The organism is Acidovorax sp. FG48, assembly GCF_057809085.1.
In genome coordinates, this window is record NZ_JBMDJH010000001.1 from 492,649 (window position 1) to 516,832 (window position 24,184).

Below are 24,184 nucleotides of genomic sequence, written 5' to 3' on the forward strand. Positions count from 1 at the left end.
CGCAGGGGCGCTTTGGCGTCTCGACCGTGCCGGCAAAAGGGGGATGGCCGCTCGGGGGACAATCCGGCATCTTCCGTTCGCTGACCCGCATCCATTCACATGGCCAACCGACTTTCACAGATCGCCACGCGCACCGGCGACGCCGGCACCACCGGCTTGGGCAACAACCAGCGCGTCTCCAAGAACAGCTTGCGCATCCACGCGATGGGCGATGTGGACGAACTCAACTCCCACATTGGCCTGCTGCTGTGCGAGCCCATGCCCGATGAAGTCCGCACCCTGCTGGTCGAGGTGCAGCACCAGCTGTTCAACCTGGGCGGCGAGCTGTCGATCCCGGGCTTTGAATTGCTCAAGGCCGAAGCCGTGCTGGCACTGGACGAAGCCCTGGCCCGCCACAACGCCGCGCTGCCGCGCCTGCAGGAGTTCATCCTGCCCGCAGGCACGCGCGCCGCATCGCAAGCCCACATCTGCCGCACCGTGGCCCGCCGCGCTGAACGCGCCGTCGTCGCCTTGGGCAACGAAGAGGCGCTGAACGACGCGCCACGCCAGTACCTCAACCGCCTCTCCGACCTGATGTTCGTGCTGGCCCGCGTGCTCAACCGCATGGATGGCGGGGATGACGTGTACTGGAAAAGCGAGCGCTTGGCGCAGCAGAATGCTACTGAATAAATAGCAGGCAGCGCATATTCATCTAGCGCTTGGGGTCGATTTCATCAAAAAACACCTCCAGCTTTTGCCACGGGCGCGTTGCCAGACCAGGACCGCCGCGCAAGGGCCGCCCCGCCGCGCTGGCGGTGTCCCCCTTCCCGGAGCGCGCTAGCGATGCGAGAGAAGGGGGAAGCGGCGAAGCCGCTCAGGAGGGGGATGACCCCTACCGGGGGGCAAGGATCGCCATGGTGAGGCGTGACACGCAGGTCAGCTCACCCGCTTCATTGTGCAGATCGATGTGCCACACATGCGTGGTGCGGCCAATGTGCACCGGCTTCGCCGTGCCCGTCACCCAGCCGCTGGTCGCAGAGCGCAGGTGGTTGGCGTTGATGTCCAGGCCCACGGCGCGGTAGCCCTCCGGCAGGGTGTAGTAGGCGCCGGTGGAGCCCATGGACTCGGCCAGCACCACGCTGACGCCGCCGTGCAGCAGGCCAAAGGGCTGGATGGTGCGGTGGTCTACCGGCACGCGGGCGCGCAGAAAGTCGTCACCCACCTCGACAAACTCAATGCCCAGGTGCTCTACGGCGGTGTTGCGGTTGGCGGCCTTCAGCAGGGCCAGGTCGATGGGTTTTTTCCAGATGGGCATGGTGGTCACGGGGCAGGGCCAAGTCAGTGCAAGCCGCTGATTGTGCCAATGCCTGTGGTCCCGCCCTGTGCCGCAGGCGCCTAGGAGCCTGTCCGACTTGGAAGTCGTCGGCTGCGAATCGGCCGCAGCGGTCCATTTTTTACCGTCTTTTTGCCCCATAGCTGGGCTATGGGTCTGCAAATCCGGCAAAAACTGTCCTCGCTGGGGCCGATTCTCGCTATCGACGCTCCAAGTCCGACAGGCTCCTAGCCTCAGCCCACAAACTTCCCGTTGGCGCCCATCACCCCCAGGTCCAGAAAACGCGAGCCCACATACGGCGCGCCGCTGGCGTAGTCGATGGACAGGCCGCCCAGGTCGTTGCTGCGAATGCCTGCGAGGGCGTTGCGCAGCTTGGCGCGGGTCAGGTCGCGGCCGGCGCGCTCCAGGCCCTCGGCCAGCACGCGGGCGTTCACATAGCCTTCAAAGCTGCGGGCCGAGAACTCCTGGTAGCCCAGTGCGCGCATGGCCTTCTGGTAGTCGCGCACCACGGCAAAGCTGGTGCGGGCCGCGTCGGGCAGCACCATCGACAGCGCAATGCCCGAGGCCTTGCCGCCCAGCTGACGCAGGTTGTCGCCCGACAGCGCTACGCTGGTGGCGGCCAGCGGCGTGCTGGGCGACACTTTCTTGAACTCGTTGACCAGCGTGGCGGTGATGTCGCCTGCCGTGCCCAGCAGCACCGCATTGGGCTTGGCGGCCACGGCCTTGCCCACCACGTCGGCCACCTGGGCGCCTTGGGCGTCGAGCTTGAAGGCCTTGGGTGCGGGCTGCTTGGCGGCGGCCATGGCCTTGGTCACATCGGCCAGAAACTCGCGGCCAAAGGCGGTGTCCTGGTACACGACGGCCAGCTCGGTGATGCCCATGGACACCAGCTTTTGCGCCAGGCGCTGGGCTTCGTCGGTGTAGCTGGCGCGCACGTGGAACACCGAGCGGTACTCGGCCTTGCGCAGCGAGGTGGCGCCGCTTTGCGGGGCCACGTAGGGGATCTGCGCCTCGTCCACCAGCGGCAGGATGCGCTGGTTGTTGGCCGTGCCCATGCAGGAGATCAGCGACACCACGTTGGCATCGGCAATCAGCTTGCGCACGTTGTCTTCGGAGCGCGCAGCGTCATAGCCGTCGTCCAGGGCCAGCAGCTTGATCTCGCGGCCGTGGATGCCTTTGGCGTTGGCCTGCGCAATGCCCGCATCCAGCCCTTGCTTGAGTTCCTTGCCCAGGCTGGCCAGGGCGCCGGTGGTGCCCAGCGAGCAGCCAATGGTCACGCTCTTGGCGTCCATGGGGTCTTGCACGCCGACGGCGCGCGACGAGGTGGCAAGCAGCAGGCCGGCGCTGGCGGCCACGAGGGATTGGGTGAACTGACGGCGTTGCATGGTCACAAAAAAACTCGCAGGCAAAAAAGCCACCAGCCCCGGATGGGGGCTGGTGGGGGGTGGACAGGGGGAGGTCGATAGACCTAGGGTTAACCCTGATTTTATCTGCCCAGGCTGCCAATTGGCTGTCAAAGGCCTGCAGGCCCAACACGGACCGCTTTAAGCAGCGCTGGCAGGGCCTGCAGGTGCGCGCATGCTGCCCGTCTCCACATACCGCTGGTGCCACGACAGCGCCTCGTTCAGCAGGTGCGGTGTGTGCTGGCCTACGGCGCCGCGCTTGGCGCGGGCCACATAGTCGTGCAGCGCGGGCCGGAAGTCCGGGTGTGCGCAGCGGTCGATGATGATCTCGGCGCGTTGCGAGGGCGAGTGCCCGCGCAGGTCGGCCAGGCCTTGTTCGGTGACGAGGATTTGCACATCGTGCTCGGTGTGGTCCACATGCGAGGCCATGGGTACGATGCACGAGATGCTGCCGTTCTTGGCCAGCGACGGAGTCATGAAGATCGACAGATACGCATTGCGCGCAAAGTCGCCCGAGCCGCCGATGCCGTTCATGATGGCGGAGCCCATGATGTGGGTCGAGTTCACGTTGCCGTAGATGTCGGCCTCAATCATCCCGTTCATCGCAATCAGGCCCATGCGGCGGATCAGCTCAGGGTGGTTGCTGATCTCCTGCGGGCGCAAAACGATGCGCTGCTTGTAGAACTCGATGCGGTCGTTGAAGTCCTGCATCGCTGTGGGGCTCAGCGACAGCGCCGTGGCCGAGGCGCTAGCCAGCGTGCCCGAGCGCAGCATGTCCAGCATGCCGTCCTGCAGCACCTCGGTGTAGGCCGTGAGGTTCTCGAACGGGCCGTTGTTCAGCCCGGCCAGCACCGCGTTGGCGATGTTGCCCACGCCCGACTGCAGCGGCAGCAGGTCCTTGGGCAGGCGGCCCTTCTTCACCTCATGCTGCAGGAACTCGATGATGTGGCCCGCGATGCGGTTGGAGGTGTCATCGGGCGCGGCATACACGCTGTTGCGGTCGGGCTGGTTGGTCATCACCACCGCAATCACCTTGTTCGGGTCGCAGCGCAGGTAGGGCTCGCCAATGCGCTCGTCGGGCCGCGTCATGGGGATGGGCTTGCGGTGGGGGGGGCGGTCGGTGCCGTAGTAGATGTCGTGCATGCCCTCCAGACCTGGGTTGTGCCAGGCATTCACCTCCAGAATGATCTTGTCGGCCTGGTCCAGCCAGGTCTTGTTGTTGCCCACCGAGGACGAGGGGATCAGCCGCCCGTCGGGCAACACGCCCGCCACCTCGACCACCGCCACATCCAGCTTGCCCAGAAAGCCAAACCACACAAACTGCGCCACATGCGAGAGGTGAATGTCCACATACTGCATCTGTCCCGCATTGATCTGGCGGCGCACCGTGGGGTCGGACTGGTAGGGCAGGCGCATCTCGATGCCGTCCACCTGGGCCAGCGCGCCGTCCAGCTCGGGCGCGGTGCTGGCGCCCGTCCACAGCCCGATCTTGAAGCCATGGCCCTGCGCGTTCAGGCTTTCGATGTGGCGCGCCAGCGCGCCGGGCACGGCCTTGGGGTAGCCCGCGCCGGTGAATCCGCTCATGCCCACATGGGCACCGGCGGGGATCAGGGCGGCCGCCTCGTCGGCGGTCATGGTGCGGGAGAGAAAGTCGGGGTACAGCACCCGATCGGCCAGGGACATGAACAAACTCCGCAAAAAGAAAAAGGCCACCCGCCCGGTGAGCGGATGGCCCTGTGGACAAAACCCAGGATGCTAGCCTTCGTTCCTTACAAATTAAGGGTTAACCCTTACAAATGCCATCAGGCCGGGCCACATCCACAGATTACGCCGCTTTGCGGTTGAGCAGTGCGTACAGCAGGATTGCCCCGAACGTGGCGGTGCCGATGCCGCCCAGCGCAAACTGACCGAACTTCAGCGTGAAGTCGCCCGTGCCCAGGATGAGGGTGATGGCCGCCACGATGAGGTTCTTGTTCTGCGAAAAGTCCACCTTGTTGTCCACCCAGATCTTGGCGCCCGCCACCGCGATCAGGCCAAACACCACGATGGACACGCCGCCCATCACCGGCAGCGGAATCGTCTGGATCAGCGCGCCGAACTTGGGGGAAAAACCCAGCACCAGCGCAAACACGCCGGCCAGCAAAAACACGGCGGTGGAGTAGATCTTGGTCGCCGCCATCACGCCGATGTTTTCTGCATAGGTGGTCACGCCCGTGCCGCCCGCGCTGCCGCTGACCATGGTGGCAATGCCGTCGCCGATGAACGCGCGGCCCATGTAGCGGTCCAGGTTCTGGCCGGTCATGGCCGTCACGGCCTTGATGTGGCCCAGGTTCTCGGCGACGAGGATGATGGCCACCGGTGCAATCAGCAGCATGGCGTTGGCCTCGAACACCGGTGCGGCGAAGTTGGGCATGCCCACCCAGGCAGCATTCGCCAGGATCGACAGGTCAATGGGTTTGCCCAGGCCGAGGCCGTTGGTCAGCACCGCGTAGATGATGCTCGCCACGATGAGGCCCACCAGAATCAGCAGGCGCTGCACCATGCCGCGCGTGAGCACGGCCACCAGGCCCACGCTCACAAAGGTCACCAGCTGCATCCAGCTGTCAAAGTTGCTGGCCGCCATGTTCTTGATGGGGATGCCCGCCAGGTTCAGGCCGATCACCGCCACCACGGCACCGGTGACCACGGGCGGCATGAAGCGTTCGATCCAGCCTGTGCCAATGGCCTGCACCAGCGCGCCAATGAGCGTATAGAGCAGGCCGCACGCAATGATGCCCCCCAGCGCCACGCCAATGTTGGCGTTGGGCCCGCTGCCCGCATAGCCCGTGGCCGCGATCACCACGCCGATGAACGCAAAGCTCGACCCCAGGTAACTGGGCACCTTGCCGCCGGTGACGAGGAAAAAGATCAGCGTGCCCACGCCGCTCATCAGGATGGCCACGTTCGGGTCAAAGCCCATCAGGATGGGCGCCAGCACCGTGGCGCCAAACATCGCAATCACGTGCTGCACGCCCATCACCGCCGTCTGCGGCCAGGGCAGCCGCTCGTCCGGCGCGATCACGCCGCCTTGTTGCAACACCTCAGCGCTTTTCACGCGCCAGTTCATGAATCCCATCTTGTTGGTTCCTTGTTGTTGAGGCGCGAATGCTAGTGGATGGGGATGGCCTTGCCGTGAACCTGCGCGTCAATTGCCAGGCGTCCACCCGCTTTGTGCCGGGTTAGCATCTGCGCCAACCTCTGCTCTGCCTGCCACAGGCACCGCCGCCATGCACCCTCAGCCGTCCTGCCCCTCTTGCCGCCAGCCCATGGAGGCGCACCGGTTCACCAGCAACCAGGGGCACACGCTGGAGCTGGACATTTGTTTTGCCTGCCAGGGCCTGTGGTTTGACCGGCACGAAAACCTCAAGCTCTCGCCCCAGTCGGTGGTCGAGCTGTTCCGCCTGCTGCACGAGCACCGCACCGACCAGCACCAGCCCCTGGCCGAGAGCATGGCCTGCCCGCGCTGCAACACCAGCCTGGCCAAAGGCTTCGACGTGGTGCGCAGCGGCCGCTACATGATCTACCGCTGCGGGCGCCAGCATGGCCGCTTCAGCAGCTTCTCGTCCTTCATGGTCGAAAAGGGTTTTGTGCGCCACATGACGCGCCCCGAGATCGACGACCTGGCCCAACGCGTGGGCGCCATCTACTGCACCAGCTGCGGTGCGCCCGTGGACATCCGCAAAGACCACGCCTGTCCCTATTGCCGCGCCGCGTTCTCCCTCATCGATCCCCAGGCCGTGGTGCGCGCCATGGAGGGCTATGCCGCCGCCAGCGCCAAGGCCCCGGCGGCGCCAGCATCGCCCGTGGACATTGGTGACGCCCTGGTGGCCCTGGAGCGCGACCGCGCACGGGCCGAGCGCGAGCGCCAGAAGCGCGCATTTACCACGGCCAGCAGCGACGCCAATGACCACTCGTTCACCGGCGATCTGCTGTCGGCCGGGGTGGCGCTGGTGTGGGCGCTGATGAAGGACTGAGAACGTGAACACGTGCTGAGGGGCCCGCCAGCGCATTGACATACCGCAGTACGCGCTGCGGTCATTCACGACAGACTGGGGCCGACCCTTCAGAATGGTCGCAGGCCCTTGCCCTGACCTTGGGCCCCCGCATTCCACCCAACCGTGGCGCCCGCTGCCACTGGAGGAGCGCCCCGTGCCGCAGTCCCTTGCCCGACGCCGTGTTGTCCGACCGCCGCGCAGCGTTGCGCCATCAGAGGGCGCGACCCGTTGCGCTGTCAGCCTGCCACTGCAGCGCGCACAGCTGCCGCCCGTCCCCAGCACCCTGCTCATCCCTTTGGCGGCGCGTGCCCATGGGGGGCGCTATTTCCCCTGGCTGGACTGCCACGATGCCGTGGCCCCGGCGCTGCTGGCGCGGCTGGATGCCGATGTGAACAGCACCCTGGACGACCTGCACACGGTGCTGCATGTGCTGTGGCGCACCCGGGCCATTCAGGAGGCGGGGCGCGCCTTTTTTGCCACGCACCCGCAGGCCCTGGGCGTCAACCTGGGGTGTGGGCTGACCCACTATTTCCAGTGGCTGGACGGGGGGGCCAACCAGTGGCTCGATGCCGACCTGCCCGAGGTGATGGCGCTGCGCCGGCCGCTGTTGCCCCCGCCGTGCCCGCGCACGCGCCACGCCGATCTGGACCTGTCACAACCCGGCTGGTGGCAGCGGCTGGGGCTGCCCACGCAGCACAGCGCCACGCCGGTGCTGCTGGTGTGCGAAGGCGTGCTGATGTACCTGCCGCCCGCGCAGGTGCACGCTGTGCTGGCCGAGTTTGCGCAGCATGCGCCGCCAGGCTCGCGCATGGTGCTGGACGTGATGACGCGCCGGGCCGTGGGTTGCGCGGCCCGCCACGCCAGCGTGGGGCCTACGGGCGCGGAGTTTCGGTGGGGTGTCGGCCGCATGGCAGAGCTGGCGGCCGTGCACCCGCGCCTGCACCTGCTGCGCGAGCAAAGCGTGGCGGAGGGCTACGGCTGGGCCGGTATTGCCATGGACATGTGGTGGCGCCCCTGGCTCGGTACGCCGCTGTATGGCCTGGCCACGCTGGGGGTAAGGGACGGCTCCCCCTGAGCCGCTTCGCGTCTTCCCCCTGAGGGGGACGCCACCGGTGGCCTGGCACAGCCAGTTCCACGGTGGCGCTGGCGTGGGGCGCGCCCGTTGCAGAGGTTGGCTACGGCCTGAGCGTCAGTGCGCGCATCCATTGGGGCGCCTTGCCCGTCAGCTGCCCCACGATGGCCGCCTGTAGCGGTGGCAGGCGCCGCGCGCCCTGCAGCACCAGTTGCCGCAGCAGGCGGGGCACCGGGCGGGCGTCGGTGTACAGGCGCACGATGGCGTTGGTGCCCTGGTAGATGGGCCAGGCGTGGCGGTGGTGGCCCTGGGCGTAGGGGGCCAGGGCGTCGGCGCTGCCAATGTCCTGCCCGCGCTGGCGCGCGCTCACCAGCGCGGCCGTGAGCCGCTCCACCCCTGCCAGGCCCAAGTTGTAGCCATGGGCCGTGACCGGGTGCATGCCCACGGCGGCATCCCCCAGCAGCGCGCAGCGGTGGCCCGCAAAGCGCTGGGCATACACGGCCACCAGCGGGTAGGCGTGGCGTTCGCCCACCAGCGCCATGTGGCCCAGCCGGTCGTTGAACTGGGCCTGCACCTGGGCGGCAAAGGCTTGGGGGCTCTGGGCCATCAGCGCTGCCGCATCGGCTGCGCCCGCCGTGACCACGACCGAGCACAGCGCATGTCCTGCCTGTGGGTCATCGGGCAGGGGCAGCACGGCCAGCGTGCGGTCGTAGCCAAAACATTCGTGGGCCACGTTGCCATGGGGTAGGCCATGACGCATGCGGCAGACGATGACGGTGCGGCCAAAGTCGGTCATCTGCGCGCCGATGCCCAGCTGGCGGCGCGTGGCCGAAAAGCGGCTGTCGGCGGCCACCAGCAGCGGGGCCGTCAGGCGTTGGGCTGGCGCCCCAGCGGTACCGGCCGGCACATAGTCCAGCTCTGCATGTCCTGCCAGCGTGGCTGCGCGCGTGACCTGGGCCTGGGTGACCAGCTGCACCCCCGGCGTGCGCGCCGCCACGGCGTAGGCGGTGCGGCGCAGCGCATGGTTGGGCACGATGAAGCCCAGCGCGCCGAGTGCTGCACCCTCCGGGGTCTGCGGGGTGTTCAGTTGCAGCGCGCTGTGCTGGCCCAGCGGGCCGTCGTGTACCTGGGCTTCGCAGATGGTGCCCACTTCATGCGCGGCCAGCAGGCCCCAGCTGCCCAGGCGCTGCAATGTGTCGTGGCTGGGGTGGGTCAGCGCGATCTCACGGCCGTCCGGCGCGGGCGCGGCCAGCGTGCTGTCGCTCTGCTGCTCGACCACCGTGGCGGAGAACCCGGCTTGCGCCAGGGAGATGGCCAGCGACAGGCCCGCCGGGCCTGCGCCGACGATGAGGACGTCGCTGTGGTGGGTGGTCATGGCGGGAGGAATGCAGGGTGACAAGGTGCCCGCCCCGGGGCGGGGAGGCCGCGCGCCATTGTGGGGGGGCGGGCTGGGGCACGCTTTGCCCTGCGTCAAGCCACGGTGTGGTACTGCTATCCAAACAATAGCTACTCAGGCATATAGTTCTAGCGCCTCGGGGCTAAAACCCATAAAACTCAGTCTTTGGCGGCCTTGCGCGGGCTTTTGGCAGACTTCTTTTTGGCCGGACCCGCCTTCTTGCCGCGCAGGTGCAGCACCCACGCCACCAGCAGCCACAGGTAGCCCGCCGGGATGCTGTACGCCGCCCAAGCCGCCAGCGACAGCGGCGGCGCGGTGATGGAGCGGGGGTTGGCCATGGTCTCCAGCAACTGGCGCGTGCCGGTGCCTAGCGTGGGCGTGGCGTGCTGGCTGCCCGAGCGGGCCATGAGCGCGCCCATGAAGGTGAAGAACTCCATGAGCAGCGCACCGATCAGAAAACACGCCAGCAAGGCCATCAGCTGCGCCACCGCGCGCCGGTTGCCCTTGGTCAGGAACACGATGACCGACACCAGCCACAGCACGGGCAACAACAGGGCCAGGGCGGGCCAGGCGGACAAGAGCATTTTCATGGGCAGCGACGTCGAGGATGTGTTGCGGCCCATTGCCGCACCACCAATGTGGCTGCGGATGATAGACGCACCTTCACCCCCGGCTGGGGGCGGTTGTGTGTCAGACCGCATCTCCACGCCGGCCGCAAGGGAGGGCCAGTCTCCGTCAGCGTGGAGCGTTTGGCCCGGGCGCTGAGGTGTCGGCGGCGGCCGGGTGGCCTGCGTGGTGCGTTGGGCCCACCATCTCGCGCATGCGGCGGCGCAGGGCGCGGTCGCGGCGGTCGTCGGCTTCCCAGTCGGCTTTCACGCCACGCCACAGTGCCAGCGCCATCAGCAAGATGACGGCGGTGAACGGCAGCGCGAACACGATGGTGGCGGTCTGCACCGCCTTCACGCCGCCGGCCAGCAGCAGGCTGATGGCGATGCCCGACACCAGCACGCCCCAGGTGATCTTGACGCGCGCCGACGGGTTCTCATTGCCGCCGGTGCTCATCATGCCCAGCACCAGCGTGGCCGAGTCGCCCGAGGTGACGAAGAACACGAGCACCAGCACGGTGGCCACGAACGACATCACGGCACCCCAGGGCAGCGCGTTGAACATGGCAAAAAGTGCGGTGGACACATCAGCCTTGACGGCTTCCGACAGAGGCACGCCCTGCATGATCTCCAGATGCAGGGCCGTACCGCCGAACACCGAGAACCACACAAATGCAGCCAGCGTGGGCGCCAGCACGGTGCCCAGGATGAATTCGCGAATCGTGCGCCCGCGCGAGACGCGTGCGATGAACAGGCCCACAAAGGGCGACCAGCTCACCCACCAGGCCCAGTAGAACACCGTCCAGCCGCTCACCCAGCCGCTGTCGCGGAAAGGCGTCATGCGCAGGCTCATGCGCACGAACTCGCTCAGGTAGCTGCCCAGCGTGTTGGTGAAGCTGTCGATGATGATCACCGTGGGGCCCAGCACGAACACCGCCAGCGCCAGCAGTGCGGCCATGACCAGGTTGATGGTGGACAGCCACTTGATGCCGCGTGCCACGCCCGACACGGCCGAGGTGAGGAACAGCACCGTGGTCACCACGATGATGCCCACCTGCCAGGCCTCGTTCACCGGCACGCCCATCGTGGCTGCCAGGCCGCTGTTGATCTGCAGCGCGCCCATGCCCAGCGAGGCGGCCACGCCAAAGGCCGTGGCGATCACCGCGAGGATGTTCACGACGGGCCCGATGCGCTGCAGCGGCGCCCAGGGCAGCGCCATCACCGCCGTGCTGACCAGCGCTGAGCCGCCACGGCGGAACTGGAAGAACGCGATCGCCAACGCGACGATGCTGTACACCGCCCAGGGGTGCAGGCCCCAGTGGAAGAAGCTGTAGCGCATGGCTGCGTTGGCAGCCTCGGGCGTATTGGGCGCGATGCCGGGCGGCGGCGTGCCGTAGTGCGAAATGGGCTCAGCCACACCCCAGAACACGAGGCCGATACCCATGCCCGCCGCAAACAGCATGGCAAACCACGCGCCGATGGAGAACTCGGGCTCGTCGTCCTCCTGGCCCAGCTTCAGGTCGCCATAGCGGCTGAAGGCCAGGATGAGCGCCATCACCACCAGGCCGAGCACCACCCACAGGTAGAACCAGCCGAAATTGCGCGTGATGGCCGCCAGGGCCGTGTCGAACACGGTGCCCAGCGAATCGGGCGCAACCACGCCCCAGAGCACGATGGCGAGGATCAGCCCCGCCGAGATGAGAAGTTCCATGGGGTCACCTTTCTCGAAGATCAACAAAGGATGTGCTGCCGGTCGCTTATCAGGCACCCGTGCGCTGTTCAGTACCAGCGGCAAAACCCGGCAGACTCCGTCGGCCAAAGACGACGAAAGGCGGCCTCCCGGCTGCCTGGTGCGCGCCAACGCGCAGCCAAGGGCGCAGACAGGAGCGTGCCGAAACACATCACGAAAAAAAGGCGGGCCCGACGCAGCAATGCGTGGCCCTGGAAGCCCACGCACACCCGGGTGACCGGGTACGGATGCCTCCATGCCGATGCGCGCAGCGGTGGCGCGGCAAGGCGGTTTACCTGCGGACGAACGCGCCAGAAAAGGCGGCCGTCAGGCAGCAAAGAAGCTGCACGCAGAGAGGGAGAAGCCGCAATTTTATGTAACACCCCACCACGGCCGCGGGAAATACCGCAGTCAAGCGCAGGGACGCTGTCAATTTGGAGACGTGCCAGCATGGTCAGTGGATGGGCCCGCTGGTACGCTGCGTCGCCATGGAGACAACACACACAACCCCGCCCTACATTCCCCAGATCCGCCTGTACCAGAACTGGTTGCGCGACCAGCGCGGCCTGCAGTTCGACAGCTACGACGCGCTGTGGCGCTGGTCCACCACCGAGCTGGATGCGTTCTGGCAAAGCGTGTGGGACTACTTTGACCTGCAGTCGCCCACGCCCCACACCGCCGTGCTCGCCAAGAACACCATGCCCGGCGCGCAATGGTTCCCTGGCGCCCAGGTCAACTACGCGCGCCAGGCGCTGCGGCATGTGGACGCGGCCCACGCCGCAGGCCTGCCCGCCATCATCAGCCGCAATGAAAAGGGCCAGCACCGCGAGCTGGGCTGGCCCGAGCTGCGCCGCCAGGTCGCGTCGCTGGCGCTGCACCTCCAGGCCCAGGGCGTGATGCCGGGCGACCGCGTGGCCGCCTACCTGCCCAACGTGCCCGAGGCGATGATCGCCTTCCTGGCCACGGTGAGCATTGGCGGCGTGTGGAGCATCTGCGCGCCCGACATGGGCACGCATGCCGTGCTCGACCGCTTCCGGCAGATCGAGCCCAAGGTGCTGATCGGTGTGGACGGCGTGACCTACGGTGGGCGCGACCACGACCGCACGGGTGTGCTGGCCGAGCTGCGCGAGGCCCTGCCCAGCGTGCAGCATGCGGTGCTGCTCGGTAATCTGGATGCTTCTGTTTCGATAGCTGGATGGGCAAGCTGGACTAACGCTACCGCCCGAAATAATGCTGAAACTACGGCTTTCGAGCCCATGTGGCTGTCGTTTGACCACCCGCTGTGGATCGTCTACTCCAGCGGCACCACCGGCCTTCCCAAGCCCATCGTGCACGGCCACGGCGGCACGGTGCTGGTGGCGCTGCAGCTCAAGGTGCTGCACAACGACATCGGCTGCAGCTACGAGCCCAACAGCTTTGGCGAGCGCTACCACTGGTACAGCTCCACCGGCTGGGTGATGTGGAACGCGCAGCTCAGCGGCCTGCTGTCGGGCACCACCTGCGTGATCTACGACGGCAACCCCGGTGGCAGCAAGGACCACCCCGACTGGGGCGTGTTGTGGCGCTTTGCGGCCGAGACGGGCGTGACCTTCTTCGGCGCAGGCGCGGCGTTCTTTGCCAACTGCATGAAGGCGGGCATCAGCCTTGGTGACTACGGCGACTTGACGAGCATCCGCGCGCTGGGCACCACGGGCTCGCCACTGTCGCCCGAGGTGCAGCAGTGGGGAACGGCGCAGTTTGAAGCGCTGGGTACCAAAGACATCTGGTGGAACAACATCTCCGGCGGCACCGACTTCTGCGGCGCCTTCATCGGCGGCCACCGCGAGATGCCCCAGGTGCCCGGCGAGATGCAATGCCGCATGCTGGGCGCGGCCGTGGAGTCCTGGGATACCGAGGGCCGGCCCGTGCAGGACGCGGTGGGCGAGCTGGTCTGCGCGCAGCCGATTCCGTCGATGCCGCTCTACCTGTGGGGCGACAAAGACGGCAGCCGCTACCTGTCGAGCTACTTCGACATGTACCCCGCAGGCCACGGCCGACAGCCGGGCGGTGGCGACGGCCCCGCCAGCATGGGTGCGGTGTGGCGCCACGGTGACTGGCTCAAGATCGGCGCCAACGGCGGCTGCGTGATCTATGGGCGCAGCGACGCCACCATCAACCGCCACGGCCTGCGCATGGGCACGAGCGAGATCTACAGCGCGGTGGAGGCCTTGCCCGAAGTGCTCGATAGCCTGGTGGTGGACTTGGAGTACCTGGGCCGCGAGAGCTACATGCCGCTGTTTGTGGTGCTGCGCCCGGGCTACGCGCTCGACGACGCCCTGCGTGCGCGCATCAACGGCGCCGTGCGCACGGCGCTGAGCCCACGCTTTGTGCCTGACGACATCTTCGCCGTGGCCGAGGTGCCGCGCACGCTGAGCGGCAAGAAGCAGGAGCTGCCCATCAAGAAACTGCTGCTGGGCCAGCCCATCGAAAAGGTGGTCAACAAGGACGCGATGGCCAACCCGGGGTGTCTGGACTGGTACGTGGCGTTTGCGGCGCAGCGGGCGAGTTCGCTCCAAAAATAATAGCTGCTAGCGTTTATTGAATAAGCGCTAGCGCCTTGTTTGGATGCAAGGATTCGTGCGGCACCGAGGCGCGCTGTGCCCCAGGGGGTCAGTCCAGCTTCGCGCCCGATGCCTTGATCAGCCGCTCCCACACCGGGCGCTCCTTGTTCATGGCCGCGGTGAACAACGCCGGTGAGCTCTTTTGCACGTCAAAGCCCATGGCCGTGATGCGCTGGGCCACATCGGGATGCTCGGTGGCCTTGCGCACCTCGGCCGCAATGCGCTCCAGGATGGCGGGCGGTGTGCCTGCGGGGGCGCCAAACGCCAGCCAGCCCGCCACGCGGTAGGCCTCGTCGTTCAGGCCCTGCTCGCCCAGTGTGGGCACATTGGGCAGCGTGCCCATGCGGCGCTCGCCGCTCACGCCAATGGCCTTGAGCTTGCCGGCGTCGATGTGCGCCTTGACCTGCAGTGCACTCGCAAAGGCAATCTGGATCTGCCCGCCCAGCAGGTCTTGCACCATGGGCGCCTCGCCCCGGTAGGCCACGTGGCTCATGTCGGCGTTCTGCGACTGGCTCATGTACGCGCCGGCCAGGTGCGGGTAGGCACCCGTGCCGTACGAGCCATAGGCCACCTTGCCTTTGTTGGCGGCGATGTATTTCAGCAGCTCAGGCCCCGTGGCCACCGGCACGCTGGGGTGGGCCACCAGCACCAGGGGCGCGATGGCGATCTGGTAGATGGGCGCGATGTCCTTCTCGGGGCTGTAAGGCAGCTTGGTGTACAGGAACTGGTTGGTGAGCATCGAATTGCTCAGCGCCAGCAGCAGGGTGTAGCCGTCCGGTGCGGCCTTGGCCACCGCGTCGGTGCCGATGATGCCGGCCGCGCCGGGCTTGTTGTCGATGACCATGGGCTGGCCCAGGCCCACGGCCATCTTCTCGGCCAGCACGCGCGCCAGCACGTCGGTGGCGCCGCCGGGGGCGAAGGGCACCACCACCTTGATGGGCTTGTTGGGATAGGCGGCCTGCGCCCAGGCGGCGGTGCCGGTGCAGGCGGTGGCAGCGGCCAGCGCGGCAGCGCCGAGCCAGGAACGGCGGGTCAGGGGGAAGGGCATGCGTTGTCTCCTGTCGTGGTTATTAGCAATGAGAAATCGAACTGGCTCCACCAGACATGGTGGTGGGCCGGAGCCTGGCTGTCACGCCATGGGCTTATGCGGTCTGGGGGCTCCCTGGGGCGGGGCCGGTGGTGACGCGCACGGTGAGGGGCAGGGGCGCGAGCACTTCGCGCAGGCGGGCCTGCAGCGCGTCGGCGTCGGGGCCCGGGGCCACGGTCACGCGCACGGCGTTGTCGCCCTCGGGCTGTACCTGGGGACGGAGGCCGTCCGTGGCTTGTCCGCACACCCCATCGACCAGCGCTTGCACCGTGTGGCAGGCCGCGCGCTGGCGCAGATCGGGCTTGTAGATCTTGCCCACGTTGGTCACGGGCATGGTCTGCAGCACCTGCACCCAGCGCGGGCGGGCCACGGCCTCGTCCACGCGTTCGGCGGTGAAGGCCAGCAGTTCGGCCTCGGTCACAGCCGGTGCACCGGGCACCAGCGTGGCGTAGACCACGGGCAGCTCGCCCGCATAAGCATCGGGCGCGCCCACGGCGGCGCACAGCTGCACGGCGGGGTGGGCGCCCAGCGCGTCTTCGATCACCTTGGGGTCGATGTTGTGGCCGCTGCGGATGATGAGGTCCTTGGAGCGACCACTCAGGTGCAGGCGGCCCTGGTCGTCCACAAAGCCCAGGTCGCCGGTGGCCAGCCAGCCGTCCTGCGTGAAGGCCTTGGCCGTGTCGGCTGCGTCGAGGAAGCCCGAGAACAGGTTGGGCGACTGGAACAGCACCATGCCCGGCTGGCCGGGCGGCAGGTCCTGGTCCGACGCGTTGCCCTGCGCATCCAGCGCCACCACGCGCAGCTGGGTGTACGGCAGCCGCCAGCCCACGCAGCCTGCGGGCGCGTTGACGCCCGGTGGGGTGATGGTGGAGATGCCCGCCATCTCCGTCATGCCCAGGCTTTCGTGGATGTGCAGGTTGAACAGGCGCTCGAACCGCGCCGCCAGCTCGGGCGCCAGGATGGCCGCGCCGGTGCGGCAGTAGCGCAGGGTGGAAATGTCGGCCCCGTCCAGCGGCACATTGGCCAGCGCTGCCAGCACCGTGGGCACGGCGGACAGGTAGGTGCAGCGGTAGCGCTCCACCAGCCGCCAGTAGTTCGCAATCACCTCGCGGTTGCGGAACAGGCCGGTGGTGGGGATGATGGTCTCCACCCCTGCCGACAGCGCCGCCAGCGAGCCGGGCAGCACTCCCGCCACATGGAACAGCGGGTAACCGTTGATGCCCACGTCCTCGGGCCGTATGCCCTGCATCTGCACGCTGCCCCAGGCGGTGAACACCTGCGCGCCGTGGCTGTGGCGGGCCAGCTTGGGCGCACCGGTGGTGCCGCCGGTGTGGAAGTACGCGGCGATGTCAGTGGCCACAATGCGGCGGCCGCTTACCAGGTGGTCGCCCGGGTGCTGGTGGCGCGCGGCCAGATCGAGCATGCCTGGGGGCAGGGCGGTTGTTGCGCCCGCTGCCTCGTCGTATGGGGCTACGCGCAGCACTGTGGTCAGGGTGGGTACCAGGGCGCGCAGGCGCAGGGCCTTGCTCCAGTAGCCCAGGTCGCCCTCGCCGCCGTAGGCAATCAGCACCTTGGCCCGGGCCAAGGTCATCATGGCCGCGATCTTCTCGTCGGTGAGCATGGGGTTGAGCGGCTGCACAATGCCTGCGGCCTCGCCGCCCCACAGGGCCAGGTGGTATTCGAGGCAGCCGGGCAGCAGCACCGCCACGGCGTCTGCAGGCCCCACGCCCAGGTGGTGCAGAAGGTTGGCCGTCTGGTGGATGCCGGTGAGAAGCTGCGCGTACGACCAGCGGATGGGCTCGGCGGCCGGGTCGGCGGTGGGCAGAAAGGTCAGCGCCGTTTTGTCGCCAAACGCTGCCGCCGAGTTCACAAAAATCTCGTAGGTGCTCTGCACCGGCAGCGCCTCGGCCAGGGGGCGGGCTTCGATCCGCTGCACAGCCTGCAGGCTGCGCACCGGGGCACCGGGGGCAAAAGGCAGGTGGAGCGGGGGCATCTGAGGGAGGCGCATGGCGTGTCTCGGGTCTTATCTCGGGTCTTGTGGGGGAGGTCGGGTCAGTCACAGGGCGGATGCGGCATCGTCCTACCCTGCCGCGCCCGCCGCGTGGCCACAGTCTGTCTGTGTGTCCGCGCAAAAGCAGTCACGCAGATGTCAGAGAGGGTTAACGATCCCCTGCGATGCGGCACACCCATAATGGACCTTGTTGATTGCCACTGCGCGCGCCGCCGTGCGCCCTTCCTCCATGAACACTCCGCAACCGCCCAAACGTTTTTCGATGATCCGTGAGTTCCACCTTGCCGACTGGTTCACGCTGGGCAACGCGGTCTGCGGCGTGGGCGCGCTGTTCTCGGTCATGTCGTACCTGGAGACCAGCAATGTGGTGCATGTGTACTTTGCATGTGCCCTGGTGCTGGCCGCGCTGATCTTTGACGTGCTGGACGGCCGCATCGCCCGCTGGCGCCAGAAAAGCTCGGCCATGGGCCGCGAGCTGGACTCGCTGGCCGACGTGATCTCGTTCGGCGTGGCCCCGGCCATCATTGCCTATGGCTGCGGCATGCAGGGCCTGTACGACCGCATCGTGCTGGCCTACTTTGTGGCCTGCGGCGTGTCGCGCCTGGCGCGCTACAACGTCACCGCCGAAACGCTGTCGGGCGACGACGGCAAGGTCAAATACTTCGAGGGCACACCCATCCCCACCTCCATCGTGCTGGTGGGCCTGCTGGCCCTGGCCGCCTGGCTGGGTGCGGTGCGCGAGAACCTGTGGTTTGGCAAGCTGCTGATCGGCGGCTTCACGCTGCACCCACTGGTGCTGCTGTTTGCGCTGTCGGGGTCGCTGATGATCAGCCGGATTCGCATTCCCAAGCTCTGAGTCACTCGCGGGGGCGTCCCCTGTTTCTGCACGTTGAACCCCATGGCACTTCAAAAAATCGCTGCGTTCTCCGACGGCACCCAGGGCGGCAACCCCGCCGGTGTGTGGATCGGTGAACAGCTCCCCAATCCTGCTGACATGCAGCGCATTGCTGCCGAGGTCGGCTTTTCTGAAACTGCCTTTGCCGCCCCGCTGGGCGATGGCCGCTGGCGCGTGCGCTACTTTGCGCCCGAGAGCGAGGTGCCGTTTTGTGGCCACGCCACGATTGCCCTGGGTGCCGCGCTCGCGCAGCGCGAGGGCGACGGCGTGTTTGCGCTGTCGCTGAGCCAGGCCGAGATCACGGTCGAAGGCCGTCGCGCGGGCGATCTGGTGCAGGCAGCGCTGCAGTCGCCCCCCACGCGCAGCGGGCCTGTGCCTGCTGGGCTGCTGGCCGATGCGCTGGCCCTGTTTGGCCTCAGCGCGGCCGATCTGGACCCGCGCATACCGCCCGCGCTCATCCACGGCGGTGCGGACCACCTGGTGCTGGCCCTGCGCAGCCGTGCGGCGTTGGCGGCCATGCACTACGCGCTGGACGCGGGCCGCACGCTAATGGTGAACGCCAAGCTGGTCACCATCGTGCTGGTGTGGGTGGAGTCCGACCGGCTGCTGCACACCCGCAACGCCTTTGCCTCGGGTGGCGTGCTTGAAGACCCGGCCACGGGCGCTGCCACCGCCGCGCTGGCGGGCTACCTGCGTGACCTGGGCTGGCCGCACGGCGGCGCCATCGATGTGGTGCAAGGCGAGGACATGGGCATGCGTTCGCGACTGCGGGCCGAGATCGGGCCCGCGCCCGGCAGCTCCATCCGCGTGTCGGGCACGGCGCGGTGGATGGATGACAGCGAATGAGTTCTGCTATTGAAAATATAGCTGTTAGCGCATGATGCACTAGCGCTACCGCCCGATTTGTGCAGAAATCGGGCAAAACGGGCACGTGGGGGCCTTGTACTCCCGGCCCGGCCTCCCGCTCAGGCGCTGATTTCGTCCTGCAGCCACTGCACAAAAACCAGCGTCTCCGGCGATGGGTCCGGCGCCATGCCCAGGTAGTGCCGCGTCAGCGGCAGGCGCAAACTGGGCAGCGGCGACACCAGCCGCCCCGAGGCCAGGTCGTGGGTGATCAGCGACACCGGGGCCACGGCAAAACCCAGCCCGTCCAGGGCGGCCTGCAGCACAAAGTGCAGGTGGTCAAACTGCAGGCAGCTGGCGGGCTGCAGCGCGGGCGCGTTCACCTGCTTCTTCCAGCCTTCCCAGTCCTTGCTGCGCGATTTGGACAGCAGCAGCACATGGGCCGACAGCGCCTCGGGCCGTGTCGCCGGGCGCTGGGCGAACAGGGCGGGCGCGCCCACCACCAGCGCCTCGTCCTCCAGAAACGGCTGCACCTGCATGCCCGGCGGCCATCCACGCGGGCCGCGCCGCAGGGCCAGGTCGAAGGCTTCGGTGGCATGGTCTGGCGCCAGGGTGCTGGTGATGACCTGGGGTTCGATGTCCGGGTGCTGGGCCACAAAGCCGGGCAGCCGGGGGATCAACCAGCGCACCGCAAAGCTGGGCCGCACATTGATCTTGACGCTGCGCAGCCCGGCGTCGCCCCGCAGCGCCTGGGCGGCGGCGCCGATCTGCGCGAGCGCAGGGCCGACCTGCGCGTGAAACTGGTGGCCCGCTGCGGTGAGCAGCACCTGCCGCGTCTTGCGCTCGAACAGGTCCACGCCCAGGTGGGCCTCCAGCGCCTTGATCTGGCGGCTGATGGCGCTGTGGGTGACGTGCAGCTCCAGCGCTGCGTGGGTAAAGCTCTGGTGCCGCGCCGCCGCCACAAAGGCACGGACCGCGTTCAGCGGGGGCAGGCGGGGTGGCATGCGGGGGATTTTCACATGCGGGGTTGGGCGCTCTGCGGTTGCTGCCGCAGCGGTGCAGGCTGCCAAAGCGCCCTGTGGCCTTGTCGGATCAAGGTATCCCAGCCCGGCGCGCATTAGACTGCCCGGATCGAATGGCCCACGCTGCCTCTCCCAGCGGTCGGCCTCACCCCTGCACCTTGCCCATGACGCTCGACCTTGCCACTTTGCTGGCCGCCACCATGGCCGCTGCGACCGCCCAGGCGCTGCCCATCGTGTTTGTGGCCCTGCGTGCCCGCTTGCATCGGGGGCTGGCGTTGTGGGGGCTGGGGCTGGTGGTCAACGCGCTGTCCTACCCGGCGTTCGGCCTGCGGGCATTCGGCTGGACTGAAGTGTCGATCCTGGCAACCAACCTGCTCAGCGGCCTGACGCTGGTGCTGCACACGCTGGCGATCGCGTCGTTTCAGCGGCACCGCGCGCAGCCTGTGCGCTCGGCGCTGGTGTGGTTGCCGCTTGCCGTCAACATGGTGGTGGTGCTGTTGTTCATGCGGGACGACCATTGGCGCAACATCCTGGTCGCCGGCATCCAGAGCGTGATGGCCGGCATGTTGCTGTACCAGGCCTGGGACCCCGCGCTGGTCGAGCGGCGCCTGACGGGCCGTTGGGTCCTGATTGCCGGGTGTGCGGGCTTGGTGCTCACGTTGGTCGTGCGTACCGCTTACATGGTGTGGGCGTCTGATTGGGATGCGGTCTACAACGTGCCGGGCCAGGTGCAGGGGCTGACCTACTTTGCGGTGATGGCCGTTCTGTTGGTCAACAGCATGGGCTTTGTGCTGATGCAGATGGAATTTGCCCTGGAGCAGCAGCACGCCCTGGCCACGCACGACAGCCTCACCGGTCTGTACAACCGCAGTGCCCTGCAAGACCTGCTGCCAGCGCTGGGCGCGCGCGCTCGGCGCCAGGGGGAGCCGCTGGCTTTCCTGATGCTGGACATCGACCACTTCAAGCGCGTCAACGACACCTATGGCCACCTGGCCGGAGACGCCGTGCTGCGCGAAGTGGCGCTGCGCATTCGCCAGCGGCTGCGCCAGGCCGACGTGGTCGCCCGCTATGGCGGAGAAGAGTTTCTGGCGGTCTTGCCTGCCACCGACCAAGCCGGTGCACTGCGCCTGGCAGAGCATGTGCGCAAGGCCATCGAGTCGCCGCCCGTGCGGCTGGCCAACGCCATGGTGCCGATCACCCTCAGCGTCGGTGTGCACGCCGGCATTCCAGACGATTCCCCCCGGGCCCTGGACGCGCAGATCGGACTCAGCGACGAGGCGCTGTATGCGGCCAAGAACGCGGGCAGAAACCGCGTCGAATGGCGCTAGGGCTGCTGCGCAGGTCGCAGTGCCTCAGCCCGCAGGCCTCCGGTTCACCAGCACGATGCCCGCCGCCACCAGCACCAGCGCCGCCACCAGCCCGGGCGTCACAGGCTCACCCAGCCACAGCGCGCCAAACAGCAGCGCAAACACGGGCGTGAGAAACACGAACACCGAGATCTTGGTGGCCGGGTAGTGCGCCAGCATCCACATCCAGGCCAGATAGCTCACAAACGCACCCACCAGCGCCTGCACCAGCAGCGAACCCCAGGCAAAGCCGCTGAACTGCCAGACCCAGGCCTCGCCCAGGCCCAGCGACAGCACCGGCAATACCGCCGTGCTCACCGCCACTTGATAGAAAAGCTGCTTCGCAGGTGCCACAAGTGCCAGCGGCGTGGTGCGGATGACCACTGTGGTCAGGGCCCACATCAGGCCGGCTGCCAAACCCAGCAGGTCACCCAGCCAGGCCTGGGGCAGGGCAGCGTTGGCAGGGCCCAGCAGCCCGTCGCCCAGCGCCAGCCCCACGCCCACAAACGCAGCGGCCAGGCCCAGCCACTGCCAGCCCTGCAGACGCTCACCGGGGATGAAGCGCGGCAGCAGCAGGGCCACCCAGAAGGGCGAGGCATACAAAAACACCGTGAGCCGGGAGGCGGTGGTGTACTGCAGGCCCAGGTAGATACACGCAAACTCGCCCGCAAACAGCGCCCCGGCCAGCAAACCCGCACGCGCTGCCCCGGCGGGCTCGCCCGCGCTGGACAGCCGCACGCCGCTCCACAGGCACCACGCCGCAATCGCGACGGCGGCCAGCGCAAAGCGCACAAACGCCTGGAACACAGGGGCCACCTCGGCCACCGTGGCCTTGACCAGCACCTGTTGGAAGCCCCAGAACATGCAGCATGCCAATAACAGGGAAATGGCGAGGGCGTCGAGGTGGGTTTTACGGGTGAAGGCCATGGCGCGGGTGCTTGCAGATCAGAGAGTCAGGGGATCAGGGGCAAGCCCAGGTGCCGCTGTTGCGCGTGAAAGTGGCACCTCCGTAGAACAGGGCATTGCCATCGCTGGCCAGCGCCCAACTGCCTTCCAGTCCGCGCGAGATCGCAGTTTGCCGTTGCCATGTGGTGCCCTTGCGGGCATACAGGGCGATGTACCAGGCATCTGTCGCAAGGCTTGCGCACGAGAGGTCCGCTGGCTGGAGGTCGAGTTCTGGGGTTGTTGGGTGCCCTGGTTGGTTGAGTGCGTGCACGGCGAGGGTATTGCCATCGCTGGACAGGGCGATGGTGCTGTACACAACCCTCCCAAAGGTCACCCAGTTAAAAATCCCGGCTGGAATGCGCGCCTGCTGGTTCCACGTGCCGTTGCCTTGTTGGACAAAAACGCGGACAACCGGGGTGGTGTCAACCGTTTGCGTGCTGTCGTAAGGGTTGAATGCGCCCTCATTCACGGCCAGGGTGTTGCCGTCGCTCGACAGCACCCCGGACGTAAAGTTGCCCGTGTCCAAGGTGGCTTGCGGTGCCCAGGTCGCGCCGGTGCGGGCGTAGGTGGCGACAGCGCCAATGTTTGTGTAATCGACGGGGGAAGTGCGGTAGCCCACGGACGCTGCCAGCAGGTTGCCATCGGCGGACAGCGCCAAATAGTAGGGAGTGATGTCCGCGCTGCATGGCCGAGGGCATGCCGAAGGGGTGCTGGGATTCTCTAAGAATGCCTGCTGGTTCCAGGTGCTACCGCTGCGCTGGTAGAGGTACACCACACCCTTGTAGTAGACATTGCTGTCGCTGCTGGATTGTTCGTTGGCTTGCACGGCCAGAGTGTTGCCGTCGGCAGACAGTGCGATTGCCTGTCCGAAATAGTTCTTGCCGGAGCGCAACAGTGCTTGCTGCTGCCACGGCTGGGTGCTGCTGCTGCGGGTGAAAACATACACGGCGGAATCTGTGTTTCGTGCCGGGATGGCCAGGGTGAGTCCGTCCTTGGACAGTCGCGGGTTGCCGTCAACGTCCACCGACGATTTGAGCGGGACACGTCCCGAGGCAAATTCGTGGCTCACGCGATTGACGATGTCCAACGACTTGGTGGGCGCCGTAAAGGCGCCGCATGCGCTGGCGTCGCACGCACGCAGGCGGTAGGTGCCGTTGAGGCGGGCAGCCATGCTGAGGTCGGTGCCGAAGATGGACCCTGTAAAACGCCCCTGGGGCTCGTTTTCGGGATATCCGACGCGATACGCGAAGCTCGTCACGGAGGCTTCGTTGTAGTCGTCCACCTTGGATTCAGGCAGCGGGCCGGTGCCGTCCGGGTCTACGTGCAGTTCGTAGCGCGTGGCGCCTGGTGTGGCGGCCCACTCTAAGGAATCAACGTTTCCAAGGACCTTGAAGTTCACTGGTGCCGCGAGAGGGGGGGGAGGCGACGTGTCGCCCGAGCCACCCCCGCAGCCGATCAAGGTCAGCGCTGCGCAGCCTAGGGCCAATGCGGTTCGCAGGGGAGGCACGGCACGCCAAAAACGTGGGGGCACTCCGAGGGGTTGGTCTAGCATCAATGTACTTCCTTGATAAAACATGCACCATTATGGTGAGGCCGCAGCGCGACTGCTGTCGCGCATTACAGTCAGGGCAACGCACCACGGCAATCGCACGTCCCACTATGGTCTCGCCCACGCATCCACACGCCCGGGTGGGGCTCCAGCGCCTTGATCTGGCGACTGATGGCGCTGTTGGTGACGTGGAGCTTCAGCGCGGCGTGGGTAAAGCTCTGGTGCCGCGCCGCCGCCGCAAAGGCGTGGACGGCGTTCAGCGGGGGCAGGCGGGGTGGCCATGCGGGAGATTTTCAAACGCGTGCGTCGCCGCCAAATCGTCTGCCGGGATACGG

General features: G+C 67.3%; 20 protein-coding genes. 7 read left to right on the plus strand and 13 right to left on the minus strand.

The annotated features are described in order from the left end of the window. The first annotated feature begins 99 nt into the window (after positions 1 to 99). Positions 100 to 669 carry a cob(I)yrinic acid a,c-diamide adenosyltransferase gene (locus tag ACODSU_RS02285; RefSeq protein WP_488839747.1) on the plus strand — a complete coding sequence of 190 codons (570 nt, stop codon included), beginning with the start codon at positions 100 to 102 and terminating at the stop codon, positions 667 to 669. Positions 670 to 871: 202 nt separating this feature from the next. Here ACODSU_RS02285 and ACODSU_RS02290 read toward each other — a convergent pair whose 3' ends face one another. The 4 genes from ACODSU_RS02290 to ACODSU_RS02305 all read right to left on the minus strand — a co-directional run bounded on the left by ACODSU_RS02290 (position 872) and on the right by ACODSU_RS02305 (position 5,830). Next, complete coding sequence (locus ACODSU_RS02290; protein WP_108500132.1) at positions 872 to 1,294, minus strand: hotdog fold thioesterase; 423 nt, start codon at positions 1,292 to 1,294, stop codon at positions 872 to 874. Positions 1,295 to 1,545: 251 nt separating this feature from the next. Continuing rightward, entirely contained in the window at positions 1,546 to 2,697 is a 1,152-nt protein-coding gene (locus tag ACODSU_RS02295) for an ABC transporter substrate-binding protein (RefSeq protein ID WP_488839749.1), read from the minus strand. A gap of 159 nt (positions 2,698 to 2,856) precedes the next feature. Next, on the minus strand, positions 2,857 to 4,398 hold the full coding sequence (scpC, locus tag ACODSU_RS02300; protein ID WP_488839751.1) for a succinyl-CoA:acetate CoA-transferase ScpC: 1,542 nt from the start codon (positions 4,396 to 4,398) through the stop codon (positions 2,857 to 2,859). A 142-nt stretch (positions 4,399 to 4,540) separates the two neighbouring features. Then, on the minus strand, positions 4,541 to 5,830 hold the full coding sequence (locus ACODSU_RS02305; RefSeq protein ID WP_476016483.1) for a solute carrier family 23 protein: 1,290 nt from the start codon (positions 5,828 to 5,830) through the stop codon (positions 4,541 to 4,543). Between the two features lie 151 nt (positions 5,831 to 5,981). Between ACODSU_RS02305 and ACODSU_RS02310 the strand changes: the two genes are divergently transcribed. Together ACODSU_RS02310 and ACODSU_RS02315 are read left to right on the plus strand one after the other, a co-directional pair. Continuing rightward, complete coding sequence (locus ACODSU_RS02310; protein ID WP_488839754.1) at positions 5,982 to 6,728, plus strand: zf-TFIIB domain-containing protein; 747 nt, start codon at positions 5,982 to 5,984, stop codon at positions 6,726 to 6,728. A gap of 175 nt (positions 6,729 to 6,903) precedes the next feature. Next, the gene (locus ACODSU_RS02315; RefSeq protein WP_488839756.1) at positions 6,904 to 7,824 is read left to right on the plus strand and encodes a class I SAM-dependent methyltransferase; all 921 of its coding nucleotides are present in this window, start codon (positions 6,904 to 6,906) and stop codon (positions 7,822 to 7,824) included. Positions 7,825 to 7,924: 100 nt separating this feature from the next. Here ACODSU_RS02315 and ubiM read toward each other — a convergent pair whose 3' ends face one another. The 3 genes from ubiM to ACODSU_RS02330 all read right to left on the minus strand — a co-directional run bounded on the left by ubiM (position 7,925) and on the right by ACODSU_RS02330 (position 11,533). Further along, positions 7,925 to 9,196: a 5-demethoxyubiquinol-8 5-hydroxylase UbiM gene (gene ubiM, locus ACODSU_RS02320; protein ID WP_488839758.1), complete on the minus strand. Its 1,272-nt coding sequence runs from the start codon at positions 9,194 to 9,196 to the stop codon at positions 7,925 to 7,927. Between the two features lie 179 nt (positions 9,197 to 9,375). Then, on the minus strand, positions 9,376 to 9,807 hold the full coding sequence (locus ACODSU_RS02325) for a hypothetical protein (protein WP_488839760.1): 432 nt from the start codon (positions 9,805 to 9,807) through the stop codon (positions 9,376 to 9,378). A 145-nt stretch (positions 9,808 to 9,952) separates the two neighbouring features. Further along, positions 9,953 to 11,533 carry a BCCT family transporter gene (locus ACODSU_RS02330; RefSeq protein WP_488839762.1) on the minus strand — a complete coding sequence of 527 codons (1,581 nt, stop codon included), beginning with the start codon at positions 11,531 to 11,533 and terminating at the stop codon, positions 9,953 to 9,955. A 506-nt stretch (positions 11,534 to 12,039) separates the two neighbouring features. Here ACODSU_RS02330 and ACODSU_RS02335 point away from each other — a divergent pair. Next, positions 12,040 to 14,112, plus strand: a complete 2,073-nt coding sequence (locus ACODSU_RS02335) for an acetoacetate--CoA ligase (RefSeq protein WP_488839764.1) — start codon at positions 12,040 to 12,042, stop codon at positions 14,110 to 14,112. 88 nt (positions 14,113 to 14,200) lie between these two features. On the opposite strand, the gene ACODSU_RS02340 is transcribed toward ACODSU_RS02335, so the two are convergent. Both ACODSU_RS02340 and ACODSU_RS02345 read right to left on the minus strand, forming a co-directional pair. After that, positions 14,201 to 15,199, minus strand: a complete 999-nt coding sequence (locus tag ACODSU_RS02340) for a Bug family tripartite tricarboxylate transporter substrate binding protein (protein ID WP_488839766.1) — start codon at positions 15,197 to 15,199, stop codon at positions 14,201 to 14,203. Positions 15,200 to 15,293: 94 nt separating this feature from the next. Beyond that, complete coding sequence (locus ACODSU_RS02345; RefSeq protein WP_488839768.1) at positions 15,294 to 17,246, minus strand: AMP-binding protein; 1,953 nt, start codon at positions 17,244 to 17,246, stop codon at positions 15,294 to 15,296. A 232-nt stretch (positions 17,247 to 17,478) separates the two neighbouring features. On the opposite strand from ACODSU_RS02345, the gene pssA reads away from it, so the two are divergent. Next, entirely contained in the window at positions 17,479 to 18,105 is a 627-nt protein-coding gene (gene pssA, locus ACODSU_RS02350) for a CDP-diacylglycerol--serine O-phosphatidyltransferase (protein WP_043565028.1), read from the plus strand. Between the two features lie 42 nt (positions 18,106 to 18,147). Next, complete coding sequence (locus ACODSU_RS02355; RefSeq protein ID WP_488839770.1) at positions 18,148 to 18,990, plus strand: PhzF family phenazine biosynthesis protein; 843 nt, start codon at positions 18,148 to 18,150, stop codon at positions 18,988 to 18,990. Positions 18,991 to 19,109: 119 nt separating this feature from the next. Here the strand turns inward: ACODSU_RS02355 and ACODSU_RS02360 are convergent, their stop codons facing one another. Continuing rightward, positions 19,110 to 19,991, minus strand: coding sequence for a LysR substrate-binding domain-containing protein (locus ACODSU_RS02360; protein WP_488839772.1), 882 nt, complete (start codon positions 19,989 to 19,991; stop codon positions 19,110 to 19,112). Positions 19,992 to 20,173: 182 nt separating this feature from the next. Between ACODSU_RS02360 and ACODSU_RS02365 the strand changes: the two genes are divergently transcribed. Next, entirely contained in the window at positions 20,174 to 21,337 is a 1,164-nt protein-coding gene (locus ACODSU_RS02365; protein ID WP_488839774.1) for a GGDEF domain-containing protein, read from the plus strand. A 24-nt stretch (positions 21,338 to 21,361) separates the two neighbouring features. Here ACODSU_RS02365 and ACODSU_RS02370 read toward each other — a convergent pair whose 3' ends face one another. The 3 genes from ACODSU_RS02370 to ACODSU_RS02380 all read right to left on the minus strand — a co-directional run bounded on the left by ACODSU_RS02370 (position 21,362) and on the right by ACODSU_RS02380 (position 24,118). Then, positions 21,362 to 22,282 carry a DMT family transporter gene (locus ACODSU_RS02370; protein WP_488839776.1) on the minus strand — a complete coding sequence of 307 codons (921 nt, stop codon included), beginning with the start codon at positions 22,280 to 22,282 and terminating at the stop codon, positions 21,362 to 21,364. A gap of 34 nt (positions 22,283 to 22,316) precedes the next feature. After that, positions 22,317 to 23,699, minus strand: coding sequence for a hypothetical protein (locus ACODSU_RS02375; protein ID WP_488839778.1), 1,383 nt, complete (start codon positions 23,697 to 23,699; stop codon positions 22,317 to 22,319). Between the two features lie 224 nt (positions 23,700 to 23,923). Then, a complete protein-coding gene (locus ACODSU_RS02380; protein ID WP_488839961.1) occupies positions 23,924 to 24,118 on the minus strand; it encodes a LysR family transcriptional regulator in 195 nt (64 codons plus the stop codon). Positions 24,119 to 24,184 lie beyond the last annotated feature (66 nt).